This window comes from Clostridium acetobutylicum ATCC 824 (assembly GCF_000008765.1).
Taxonomy (GTDB): Bacteria; Bacillota; Clostridia; order Clostridiales; family Clostridiaceae; genus Clostridium_S; species Clostridium_S acetobutylicum.
In genome coordinates, this window is the sequence record NC_003030.1 from 3,476,093 (window position 1) to 3,489,050 (window position 12,958).

The window sequence follows — 12,958 nt, forward strand, 5'->3', positions numbered from 1 at the left end:
TCACCTCAATATATCTAAAATCTCATTATCAAATACCTCAAATTCCTTTATAGATCTTATTGCCTCTTTTTTTGCCATACTTTCAATGCCATGTTTATAATATAGCTTTGAAAGATTCAGTAGTACATTTTCATCACTTATTAAATTAAACAAATTAAGAGCTTTTTCAAACTCATCATATAATTTATTCGAAAGTAGAATATCGCAAATATCCAATATAAAACCTGTATATTCTTTATCTTCCTTGTCCTCGGATAAAACTTTTGTTTCTTCATTCATAAATAGTTTTACAAATTGAGAATATACTTCAAGCTCCTTTTTATCCTGCCTTTTAAGCTTACCATCTTTAAATATCTCTAGATCTTTAAGCGCCTCTTTAAATTTTCCTATCAAAACTAAGCTCAAAACCTTATACATAGAAGCATTAAAATAAAATACACTTTCTTTTGCAAAATAATTAGCTTCTGCACATTCATTAAATTTTTGAGCTCTAATCATAGCCTTAAGCTTTAAGTCTAATATTGCATCTGAATTAAGTCCTTCTTTTTCACATTTGTCCGTATATTCAAGTGCCTCATTAAAATATCCCTCATCATAAAGAATATTTGCTATAAAAAAATATGCTTTGGGGTAATCAGAAAATAGCTTTTCTAATTCAACTTTAAATTCTTCTATTGGCGTCTTTCTTTCCTTTAATATATGTCCTATAACATATACAGGATTTACAAAGTCATTCTTAGCCTTTATGGTTTCAATACAATATTTATATGCTTCTTCATAATCCTTCAAACCCATATATATATTAACAAGTTCATATAAAGCTTTAAAACTCCATGTCCCATAATATAGCTTTAAATTTGAGGGAGGTTCTCCCATCTCAATACATCTTTTAAGAGCCTTTATTGCAAGCGTTGGACGTCTAGTAGCTTCATATATAAGTGCTTTTAAAAAATATATATCTGTTGCATTAGGATAATATTCAAGCCCTATATCTGCAAACTCTATTGCTTTTTCATGTTTACCAATACCAAAGTTTGTAACTATTAACCTTGTGATTAGTACAAATCCAAAACCAGAACTTGGATTAAAATCTTTATAAGCTTCACAGTAATGAGTTAATGCTTTTTGTAAATCACCTATAGCATAATACTCGTTTCCAATATTAAAATGAGCAAATCTATCGTCTGGATTTTCCTTAAGCTGTTTCTTTAAAAGAGGTATGTTTCTTCCTCTTTTATTCTTCTTTTTAGATACATCCTCCAAATATCCGTAATGATATATTCTTATATTATAAATTACATTCTTTATTTCTTTTTCAGTATTAATCAACTGATTGTGAACAATACCTTCGTACTTATATCCATAATTATTTTTAAAGAGTCTCGGATTCAAATTAACACTTATATTACTACTATCTACAAATTCTCCACAATAGCTCAAGGTTTCAAAGTAATAAAGACAATCTTCTTTTAAATTATTCTTCACAAGCTCTTTGAATTTTTCTTTGTCATCCTTAGAGAATTCATCATCCCCATCCATTATGAATATCCAATCCTTAGTTGCATATTTAAGGGACTCGTTTCTTGCATCGCTAAAGCTATTGTTCCACATAAAATAATGAATCTCAGCTCCAAACTTTTTAGCTATCTCAACCGTTTTATCAGTAGAGCCCGTATCAACTATAATTATTTCATCAACGATGTCCTTAACACTATCCAGGCATTGAAATAAGTATTTTTCTTCATTTTTCACTATCATACACAAACTTATTTCATTACTCATAAAATCACTCCAAAATATATGACAGGTGACAAACCTAAATTGCACATACCATGGTTTGCCACCTGAAATTTTTAATTTAAAAATTCAGCCTAAAATCAACTTATGCATATCTTATACATAAGTTGATAATCTTAGCTACACTAAATTAGTTTTTAGCATCAAAAACAACTTGTACCGTTGGAATTGTTGTACTACTAGAAATCAAATTAACTGCAGCATATTTTAGATATTGAGTTCTATCTAAAACTAATGCTTTTGTTATATCTGAAGTTATAGTTCCTACTGGTAAATCAATATACGGAGTATACACTGCCCTATTTGTGCTTGGTACAAGAGCTATTCTAGCTGTTAAAGTTGCAGGTACATTTGAAATTTTCTTAATATACCATCCGGTAGCTGAATATTGAGATATATCTATAAAATTGGTGTAAGTGCCTGTAGATGAAACTGCTATATCTTGAACAGTAGCATATACTCCACTTCCAACTATTCTACTATTGACATCTCCTGATATAGTTCCTAATACTCCGAGTCTTGTTAATGTTCCCACTGCTGCTAATCTATTAACTGTACCCAGTATTCCCAATCTTGCTATTGTTCCTACTGTGTTTACTGCGTTAACTGTTCCTAATACTCCGAGTCTTGTTATTGTTGCTACTCCTGCTACTCTATTAACTGTGCCCAGTATTCCCAATCTTGCTATTGTTCCTACTGTGCTTACTGCGTTAACTGTTCCTAATACTCCAAGTCTTGTTATTGTTGCTACTCCTGCTACTCTATTAACTGTGCCCAGTACTCCCAATCTTGCTATTGTTCCTACTGTGCTTACTGCGTTAACTGTTCCTAATACTCCGAGCCTTGTTATTGTTGCTACTCCTGCTACTCTATTAACTGTGCCCAGTACTCCTAACCTTGCTACTGTTCCTACTGCGTTAACTGTTCCTAATACTCCAAGTCTTGTTATTGTTGCTACTCCTGCTACTCTATTAACTGTGCCCAGTACTCCTAACCTTGCTACTGTTCCTACTGCGTTAACTGTTCCTAATACTCCGAGTCTTGTTATTGTTGCTACTCCTGCTACTCTATTAACTGTTCCCAGTACTCCTAACCTTCCTACTGTTCCTACTGCGTTAACTGTTCCTAATACTCCAAGTCTTGTTATTGTTGCTACTCCTGCTACTCTATTAACTGTGCCCAGTACTCCTAACCTTGCTACTGTTCCTACTGCGTTAACTGTTCCTAATACTCCAAGTCTTGTTATTGTTGCTACTCCTGCCACTCTATTAACTGTGCCCAGTACTCCTAACCTTGCTACTGTTCCTACTGCGTTAACCGTTCCCAATACTCCGAGTCTTGTTATTGTTGCTACTCCTGCCACTCTATTAACTGTGCCCAGTACTCCTAACCTTCCTACTGTTCCTACTGCGTTAACTGTTCCTAATACTCCAAGTCTTGTTATTGTTGCTACTCCTGCTACTCTATTAACTGTGCCCAGTACTCCTAACCTTCCTACTGTTCCTACTGCGCTTACTGCGTTAACTGTTCCTAATACTCCAAGTCTTGTTATTGTTGCTACTCCTGCTACTCTATTAACTGTTCCCAGTACTCCTAACCTTCCTACTGTTCCTACTGCGTTAACTGTTCCTAATACTCCGAGTCTTGTTATTGTTGCTACTCCTGCTACTCTATTAACTGTGCCCAGTACTCCCAATCTTGTTACTGTTCCTACTGCGTTAACTGTTCCTAATACTCCGAGTCTTGTTATTGTTCCCACTGCATTGATTGTTCCTACATTTATTTGAAGTTCTCCTGTACTATTAACTTTAACAGGTTGATAATTAGTTCCATCATATCCATATATAGCTGATCTTAGTTGACTTGCTGCATTTTGAAATACTATACTATTTGCCAAAGTTTTTCACTCCCCATTGTTTATCAAAAATTCCATATAAAAGTTAGACTTATACAGTAGATGTATAAGTTCTAACCAAAATGGATTTTATCTTCTTAGATTTAAATATTAAGCTACAGTTATATTATATGGTGGACAACCAATTTAGTGATGGTTTTTACAAAAGCTCGATATTGCTCCTATCCTTCAAATTCTTCGTTGCATTTCTAACATCAAAAATAAAGTTTGAATTTTGTTGTATAAACTTGTAATCATACTTGCTGTGATCTGTAGTTATGATAACCAAATCAAAATCCATAAGCTTGCTCTTACTTATATCAATTCCGTAATGTTCTTTATTTTTATACTTATAAACTGAAATATGAGGATCATAAAAAGACACCTTTGCTCCTTCTAATTCAAAATTTTCTATTATCCTAATTGCAGGACTTTCCCTATAATCATCTATATCCTTTTTGTAGGCTATACCAAGTATCAATATTTTAGAATCTTTCAAGGGTTTATTAAATCTATTCAGTATCTTTGTAGCTCTTTCTACAACATACATACTCATACAATTGTTTATTTCTCCAGAGGTTTCTATAAGACGTGTATGGTAATTATATTCTCTTGCTTTCCAAGTTAAATAATAGGGATCAAGAGGAATACAATGCCCACCAAGTCCGGGACCTGGATAAAATGCCTGAAAACCATATGGCTTAGTTTTAGCAGCTTCTATAACTTCCCATATATCTATATTCATCTTATTGCATATGATAGCCATCTCATTTATAAGACCTATATTTATATTTCTATACGTGTTTTCAAGGATTTTTTCCATCTCTGCAATCTTTGGACTTGAAACTTCATGCACTTTTACCTCTAATATATTTTCATAAAAAGCTGCTGCTATTTTTGTACTCTCTTTTTGCACTCCTCCTACAACCTTGGGTATATTCTCAGTTTTATACTTAACATTCCCTGGATCAACTCTTTCAGGAGAAAATGCCAAATAGAAATCTCTCCCACACTTAAGTCCAGACTCCTTTTGAAGTGTAGGAAGTATAAGCTCCTCTGTTGTACCTGGATAGGTTGTACTTTCAAGTACTACTAACATTCCCTTATTAAGATATTTTCCAACTACCTCTGTAGAATTTCTAACATAGCTTATATCAGGCTGTTGATACTTATCTAATGGGGTTGGTACGCATATCAAAACGATATCCGTACTCTTTATAAATTCAAAGTTAAAGGTTGCTTTAAGTTTGTCCTTTTTAACAACTTCTTTTAACGTATCATTTGGGATATCATTTATATAGTTTTGTCCATTATTTATCATATCAACTTTCTTACTTTGAACATCAAACCCTACAACCTTATACCCTTTAACTGCACTTTGAACTGCAAGTGGAAGCCCTACATATCCTAGACCAATTACTCCCACAACAGCTGTTTTATTCTTTATTTTTTGCGCTAAACTTTCCTGTTTCAATATAACCACTTCCAAAATTTTAATATAACGGACTGCGCTCTATACATAATATGTTTTAAAGAGAATTTTGTTATTTCATAAAAACTGGATCTTATATAAAAATCAAAATGCCCTCCTTATAATAAACAGCTAAAATATTGAAGCTGTTTACATAAAGATGGCATTTTAAATATAAATACTACTCTTAAAGAGTTATTATAAAAATTTTCTAAGTTTACTAAATTCACTTGGAAGCTCCGCTATATTTTCCTTTAGCACCTCTTTAATGAAATCCTCTTCTGAAATTTCTTTTGAAAGGCATTTTACAATTAATTTTGAATATTCGTATCCACAGCCATTAATTTTTTCTACTAATTTCCCCCTATCTAAAATGGTTTGTTTTGCATCCTTAAAGCTAACTATATTGTTCTTAACACAATAATATCCCGAAACTGTAAGAGATATAAGTTGAAGTAAAATGCTGCGCTTGTCTTTCTCTATCTGTTTTACCTTTCTAAAATAAGCATATTCTTCGGTTATCTTAACTTTTTTATTTAAAGCCTTGGAAAAAACTCTAGAGAGCATAATATAATCCAAAGCACCCTCAAATGCTTCGTTTGTAGAATTATTTAAAATTTCTTTAGTTCTATAAATACTCCCTAAATTCATACAGGACATTTCCCCTGTTGTAAAAAATGTTTTCAATACATATGCTGCAGGAGCATCCTTATAAAAATTTCTATCATAGTAATTAAATATTTGATTCTTATCATTTAAATTAAAAACATACCTTGGAGCAACCATAACATAATCCTTGTTAAGATAATTTAGCGTATTTTCATTAAATTCATCCATATAAGGAAGAATAATATCACCTTCATTAGCAATAATTGTGTTCTCCGTATTTATTTTAGCTTCATGTAAATTTCTTTTAGTAATTAGGGTTAACGTCTTTATATCTTTAAACTTGTTTCCACCTTTTAAATTTACTTTTTTTAAATAATCAGAAATATTTTTAGAACTATCCTCTTCTATTAATAACTGATTAAAAAGCTTTAATATTTTGTCTTTTTCAGTGTTTCTTGAAAATCCGTTTTCTATATAACTTCTATATTCTCTTGAATTATATTCTTTATCCTTAACCATTTTAGTACATTCATCTATACTGCTCCACACATATTTTTTAGGATAAATAGTTTTAGCCCCTACAAAATTATGAATTAAAGGCTTTATACCTTTACTCATAGCTTGCATAACACTTACATTTTGAGATTCAAGCAAACTAGTACAGAGTATATAATTTTTATCATTTAGCCAAGAATCCAAGTTCTTTTGCCACCCTGAATAAATTACTCTATTTTGAAGTCCCATTTCACTTATCATCTGATTAAAATATAATACATATCTTTCCTCTTGAAATTCTCCAGCTATATACAATTTATATCTAGAATCTATATCCGCTATTGCTTTAAAGGCATGCATCAATAGCATTGGTCCTTTCTTGAAATTTATATATCCAACATAGGCTACGTTAAAACCACTGCCTCTGTCCGCATATTTAAACTTTTCTAAATCTATTCCATTACTTATAATTTCAGTCTTTAGCTTATCTAAATTCTTAACCTTATTAAGTACTATATCTCTTAAGTGTTCTGATACAAATATTATTTTATTTACGTTCTCCCATTTAACATCATATATATAACCTGTAAAGGCCTCATAACTGTGAAGCCTTACTATAATCTTTTTAAAACTTGCCATTTTAAGCTTTGATGCATATCCTATAAGTTCATCACACCATTCGAACCAACATATATCTGCTGAGCTCATTTCCTCATTAATTTGTTTGTAATCCAGTACTATTATCTTTTTTACCTCATACTGATCCCTAAGTCCCTCTATTATATCTTTAAGAAAGTTATCAAGCCCCTGCTTTACAAAAAAAGCTATTTTTTTCTTTTTCATATACCTTCTCCTATTAAACTTACTAAGCTACACATACACACTAATTACTTAAAGCTTGAAATTCAGAAATATGTATAGCTTAAACTTTCCCTTTAAAATCCACTCAACTTCAGCTTACCATATATGCTTCTTTTAACATTTTTAAGTTTTACTATTTTTTCTCCATAAAACTTACTTCCATTTTCATCAAGGCTTATAACCTTATATCCCATATTCTCATAGAATTTTTCTACAGGTTTATTTTTTTTAGATGCATTGTAATATGTGAATATTTTTTCAAAACCTGAGCTTCTATAAAAATCTTCTACAAAGCTTATAAGCTGTTCCTCAATTTTTCTTCCCATTACTCTACAGCTCATTAAAAATGTATCTACAAAAATCTCCTTAAGATTTTTCCTTTCAACTATTATTACTGAAACTACTCCATTATCTCCAAATTTATCTTTTACTTCCACTGCAAACACATCAAAACTTTTATTCTTAATTAAACTTGAAACATCCGTTCTTGTATATCTTTTATTTGTCAAATTAAATTGATTGGTTCTTTGTGTTAATTGTGAAATTCTTAAAATATCATGCCCTGAAGCCTTTCTAACTGTTATCTCCATTCTAAGATTCTTCAGGAAGGCTTCTAAGGATTCTGTTTCTTTTTTTTCAATTTCCCTTTCCAGATTTTCCTTGTACATTTCTGTTCTATTTAAATCCTCTGTGCTGGTTTCAACAATTCTGAAATACCTATTATATATATCTATAATAAAGTCCTCCAGCATATATGTGTCCTCTGGAAAATCAGGCACTATGATTCCCTCAACATTGTTCTTAACAAGCTCTCTTTCTATAGGACTATCGTCTATAAACACCAAAGAATCTGCACCCAAATTAAGTTCTGAACAAATTTTTTTTATATTTTCCACTTTTGATAGCCAGTTTATTTTGGTACATGTAAAATCACTCTTTTTTAGTACCATATGTGGATGCTTAAAAAAAACCTCATCTACATCCTTTTCATTATTTTTAGAGCAAATACACAATAACACTCCTGTATCTTTAATTTCTTTTATTCTTTTTTGAAATTCCTTATATCTAGCTCCCTCTTTATATTCTGAAAGCTCAATACCATCAACTCCGACTTCTGCAATAATTCCTCCCCACAGAGTATTATCCAAGTCTAAAACAAGGCATTTCTTTCTTCTTCCACTCATAGCTACAGCTAAGCTCTCTATTTCAGCTTTAATTATTTCTTCTCCCTTTACTGAAAACTTTATTCCACTCAAATACCAAAGCTTATTACAATAGCAACTTTTTCTTCCCTCAACCTCTATAAGTCTTTTTAGTGGAAATATAGACATATTGCTATATTTATTTTTAAGTTCACTTAGCCTATTTAACCACTCTAATTGAATTATAGTTTCTTCCTCACAGTCTTTTTCAACTTTAATTTTTTTCGTTTCAATATCTATATCCGAAATAAAAAATCTTATATCTTTATTTTTTACAACTGCCTGTTCTATATATTCTAGATTCCTAAGAAGTTCATTTTTTTTGTCTTCAATGTCCCATAATTCTTTATTTCGTATGAGTTCCTTTCCATCCAAAATCAAAAAAATACCCTCAGGTTTAAATTTGTATAGAGCTGATTTTATGTCTGTAATTTCTTGAACCCATACTCCATAACCATCGGGTTTATATACCTCAAAGCTATCATCTATTTTTCCAGCTATAGATGATATATTAACATTGGAAAGAATACCTATTTTCATCTCTCATCACTTCTTATAAACTTGATAAAGTCTTTAATCTTATCTATGCTAAAGACTTCTTTCATAGGAATGTTTATATTAAATTCTTTTTCAACTGCCAGTATAATCTGAAGATGACAAAGAGAATCCCATTTGGGAAGACTTTTCCTCGAAGATGTAAGCGATAACCTCTCTTTCTTCTCCTTTAAAGTCCTTGATACAACCTTTATCAATCTTTGTTCCATAGCTTACCTCCGTTTATTCTATATTTCTATACTTTTAAGATGTTAGGCCTTATACTGTTTTACAAAACACAGCTCATCCTTATATAAGTGTTTTTTCCTATGGATGTATGTCCCGATATTTTACTCATATCCAAAATAAAAGTTTCATCATATATTTTCTACAAACGTGAGATACACTTACTACAGAATCAAGCATTCCACCCTTTACCATATAAGTGTTTTCACCTTTAAATACTGACTTTCTATAAGTAATAAGTACATTAAAAGAAGCTTACTGTTAGAATTTTTACAAACAAAGCCGTTATGTTCAGCTATTACTTTTTTCCATAATTATCGTAAGTCATTATCCTACTGCATCCTAAAATTTATGCTGTTCCTACACTTACGTTATCTACTATTACATTGTAATCACTTATAATAACTGTTTTACTCTATAGCTTCTTTAGATATTCTACTTAAGAACCTCTTCGACTTAATTCTGCTATAAGCATATTTTCTCCTACTACATGCATCCAATTAATATAATATTCAACGAAAATTCTAATGTTACAAAAGTACATGTAGGCTTATATAAAGGAATTAATATATTCATAATATAGATTTTATAATGGACGCTTGAAGGAAATGTTTAATCTTGATATTTACATTTTGAAACCTTTCTAAGATATGTTTGCGTAGAAGATTTTTGGCTATAATAATAAGATTTAAAAATAATTCTGTTGGAATCGTAGAGGGTAGTGCCTGTGTTTTTTTCTAAAAATCTAAAAGAAACACTAGACATATTCTGAGAAAATGGAACTGTTTGTATAGGAGGGTTAGGTATAAATTATACTGATGTACGGATACTTAATGACATTAAAAGAGCCTCAAATATATTTATTGAAATGTATAAGTTGCACTTTACTAGTCTTTATGTAGAATTTTCTTTCAAAAACTTTTCGACCTTAGATTTAAAGGATTTTGTTTCAAACAAGTGATATTTTTCACTTATTTGAAACCTTCCTTACCTTATTAAAAAAACTTAACTCTGCTATCTATTGGTATAAAGTCTTTGTCTCCTGGATCTGCTGTTGGTTTTCCAAAAGGCATTTGTCCTATAAGTTTCCAATTCTGAGGAATATGCCATTCATCTCTTACAGCATCATCAATAAGTGGATTATAATGCTGAAGTGAGGCTCCAAGACCTTCTAGCGAAAGAGCATTCCAAATATTTATTTGAAGCATTCCTGATGATTGCTCTGACCAAACAGGAAAATTATCCTTATACAATTGGAATTGATCTTGAAGACTTTTTATAACATTTTGATCTTCAAAATAAAGTATTGTTCCATATCCGCTCTTAAAGGAATTAATTTTTTCTTCTGTACTTGAAAAATTTCCTTCTGGAACTATTTTTCTAAGAGTTTCCTTAGTTATTTCCCAAAGCTTATCATGATTTTTTCCAAATAAAACAACTACTCTAGAGCTTTGTGAATTAAAAGATGATGGAGTCTCCTTAACTAAAAGCTCTACTATTTCCTTTATTCTTTCATCTGAAATTGGGCTTTCCTTACCAATTCCATAAATAGTTCTTCTTTTCTTAACTGCTTCATAAAAATCCTTTGACATTACTATCACCTCATTTTAATTTTTCTTTAAGATATATAAAATATGCAATTATTTTTCTTTACCTAATAACTTTTAGTAAGTAATTTTATATAATAATATTTACCTTTAATTACATAGTACACTTATTAATAATAAAAATCAAGTAATATTTGTTTTCATTTATATATATATTATGCTAAAAAAATATAAAAAAATGCAGAAAATTACTTTCTGCATTTTTTTACTTATTTCATCAAACTTGCAACGTCATTTGCAAACTGTACTGGATCCTCTATAGGAAGACCTTCTATTAAAAGAGCCTCATTATATAAAAGACTTGCATATTTCTTTAATTTATCTTTATCATCCTTAAATGCTGCCTTAATGGAATTAAACATTTCATGGTTTGTGTTGATCTCAAGTATTTTTTCAGCCTTAACATTATTGTTATCTGGCATCATTTTAAGTACTTTTTCCATTTCAATAGATAACTCTCCATCATTTGAAAGACAAACTGGGTGTGATTTTAATCTACTTGAAGCTCTTACTTCCTTAACTTTTCCATCTAAAACTTCTTTCATGAAATCAAATAAATCTTTATTCTCCTCTGTTTCCTTTTTACTCTCTTTTTCATCCGCTTCAAAACCTAAATCCTTGTTTGAAACAGATTTAAATTCTTTTTCCTTATATTTCATTAACATTTTTATTGCAAATTCATCTACATCATCTGTGAAATATAATATTTCATATCCTTTGTCTTTAACCACTTCAGTTTGAGGAAGTTTTTCAATTTTTTCATTACTTTCACCTGCTGCATAGTAGATGTATTTCTGATCTTCCTTCATTCTTGAAACATATTCATCAAGGGTTACTAGCTTTTTCTCTGTTGATGAATAGAACATAAGTAAATCTTGAAGTACTTCTTTATTACTTCCAAAATCAGAATAAACTCCATATTTTAACTGTCTACCAAAGCTATTAAAGAATTTAACATAGTTTTCACGATCATTCTTAGCCATTGATAACAATTCACTTTTAATTTTTTCTTTTATCTTCTTTGCAATAAACTTAAGCTGTCTATCGTGTTGAAGAAGCTCTCTTGATATGTTTAAAGATAAATCTGGAGAATCAACTAAACCTTGAACAAAGCTAAAGTAATCAGGAAGTAAATCTCCACATTTTTGCATTATCATTACTCCATTTGAGTAAAGCTCTAAGCCCTTTTCAAATTCCTTTGTATAGAAATCATAAGGTGCACTTGCAGGAATAAATAAAAGAGTATTGTAGCTTACTACTCCCTCTACATTAGAGTGGATTGTCTTAAGAGGTTTTTCAAATCCAAAGTGCTTATCCATATAGAAGTTATCGTAGTCTTCCTGCTTCAATTCATTTTTGTTCTTTCTCCATATAGGAACCATACTATTTAAAGTTTCATCTTCTAAATATTCTTCTGTTTCCTTGTCATTATCTTTTTTAGGTCTTGTTTTTTTAGTCATCATCTTAATTGGATATTTTATAAAATCAGAGTATTTTTTAATGAGTGATCTTAGTTTATACTCATCTAAAAATTCATCATATTTTTCATCATCGGTATTTTCTTTTATCTTTAATACTATTTCAGTTCCAGGTGTCTCTTTTTCGCATTTTTCAATAGTATATCCTTCTACTCCCTTTGATTCCCATTTATATGCTTCCTCAGAATCAACCGAACGGCTTATTACAGTAACATCATCAGCCACCATAAATGCTGAATAGAAACCAACTCCAAATTGCCCTATTATATCCACTCCTTCCTTTGCTTCATTCTCACTTTTGAAAGCAAAAGAACCACTTTTAGCAATAGTACCTAGATTGTTTTCTAAATCATCCTTTGTCATACCTATTCCTGTGTCAGTGATTGTTAGAGTTTTATTTTCTTTATCTGCTGAAATTCTTATATAAAAATCATCTTTATTGAAAGTAATATTTGTATCAACGAGTGAACGATAATAGCACTTATCGATAGCATCACTTGCGTTCGATATAAGTTCCCTTAAAAATATTTCTTTATTTGTATAAATTGAGTTAATCATTAAATCGAGAAGTCTTTTAGATTCAGCTTTAAACTGTTTTACAGCCATTTTATCATACCCCTTCACTTGATTAATATTTAAATGCCCAAAAGACCAAATACCTTATGGTCATTGGCTCAATATCACTATGTATTTTGTTAGCACTCTATATCAACGAGTGCTAATTTTATTTTAGCAATAATTACAGTTTTGTCAATACGTTTTTC

At 30.6% G+C, this 12,958-nt stretch carries 8 protein-coding genes; all 8 read right to left on the bottom strand.

Annotated features, from left to right (window positions below):
- The gene (locus CA_RS17020) at positions 1–1,782 is read right to left on the bottom strand and encodes a tetratricopeptide repeat-containing glycosyltransferase family 2 protein (RefSeq protein WP_010966580.1); all 1,782 of its coding nucleotides are present in this window, start codon (positions 1,780–1,782) and stop codon (positions 1–3) included.
- Positions 1,783–1,927: 145 nt separating this feature from the next.
- On the bottom strand, positions 1,928–3,694 hold the full coding sequence (locus tag CA_RS17025; protein ID WP_010966581.1) for a beta strand repeat-containing protein: 1,767 nt from the start codon (positions 3,692–3,694) through the stop codon (positions 1,928–1,930).
- Positions 3,695–3,851: 157 nt separating this feature from the next.
- Positions 3,852–5,168 (bottom strand): nucleotide sugar dehydrogenase, encoded by a 1,317-nt coding sequence (locus tag CA_RS17030; protein WP_171779423.1) that lies wholly within the window; start codon positions 5,166–5,168, stop codon positions 3,852–3,854.
- A gap of 192 nt (positions 5,169–5,360) precedes the next feature.
- Entirely contained in the window at positions 5,361–7,109 is a 1,749-nt protein-coding gene (locus tag CA_RS17035; RefSeq protein ID WP_010966583.1) for a glycosyltransferase, read from the bottom strand.
- Positions 7,110–7,201: 92 nt separating this feature from the next.
- Positions 7,202–8,869, bottom strand: coding sequence for an HAD-IIIC family phosphatase (locus tag CA_RS17040; protein ID WP_010966584.1), 1,668 nt, complete (start codon positions 8,867–8,869; stop codon positions 7,202–7,204).
- Positions 8,866–9,093 (bottom strand): acyl carrier protein, encoded by a 228-nt coding sequence (locus CA_RS17045; RefSeq protein ID WP_010966585.1) that lies wholly within the window; start codon positions 9,091–9,093, stop codon positions 8,866–8,868. The genes CA_RS17040 and CA_RS17045 overlap by 4 nt, the downstream gene beginning before the upstream one ends.
- 1,011 nt (positions 9,094–10,104) lie before the next feature.
- Positions 10,105–10,701 carry a nitroreductase family protein gene (locus CA_RS17055; protein WP_010966586.1) on the bottom strand — a complete coding sequence of 199 codons (597 nt, stop codon included), beginning with the start codon at positions 10,699–10,701 and terminating at the stop codon, positions 10,105–10,107.
- 224 nt (positions 10,702–10,925) lie between these two features.
- Entirely contained in the window at positions 10,926–12,800 is a 1,875-nt protein-coding gene (htpG, locus tag CA_RS17060; protein WP_010966587.1) for a molecular chaperone HtpG, read from the bottom strand.
- Positions 12,801–12,958 lie beyond the last annotated feature (158 nt).

Bases quoted from the DNA above. Each gene is read 5' to 3' on its own strand.
- CA_RS17045 (WP_010966585.1), bottom strand. From the start codon at position 9,093: ATGGAACAAAGATTGATAAAGGTTGTATCAAGGACTTTAAAGGAGAAG.
- CA_RS17020 (WP_010966580.1), bottom strand. From the start codon at position 1,782: ATGAGTAATGAAATAAGTTTGTGTATGATAGTGAAAAATGAAGAAAAA.
- CA_RS17055 (WP_010966586.1), bottom strand. From the start codon at position 10,701: ATGTCAAAGGATTTTTATGAAGCAGTTAAGAAAAGAAGAACTATTTAT.
- CA_RS17035 (WP_010966583.1), bottom strand. From the start codon at position 7,109: ATGAAAAAGAAAAAAATAGCTTTTTTTGTAAAGCAGGGGCTTGATAAC.
- CA_RS17040 (WP_010966584.1), bottom strand. From the start codon at position 8,869: ATGAAAATAGGTATTCTTTCCAATGTTAATATATCATCTATAGCTGGA.
- htpG (WP_010966587.1), bottom strand. From the start codon at position 12,800: ATGGCTGTAAAACAGTTTAAAGCTGAATCTAAAAGACTTCTCGATTTA.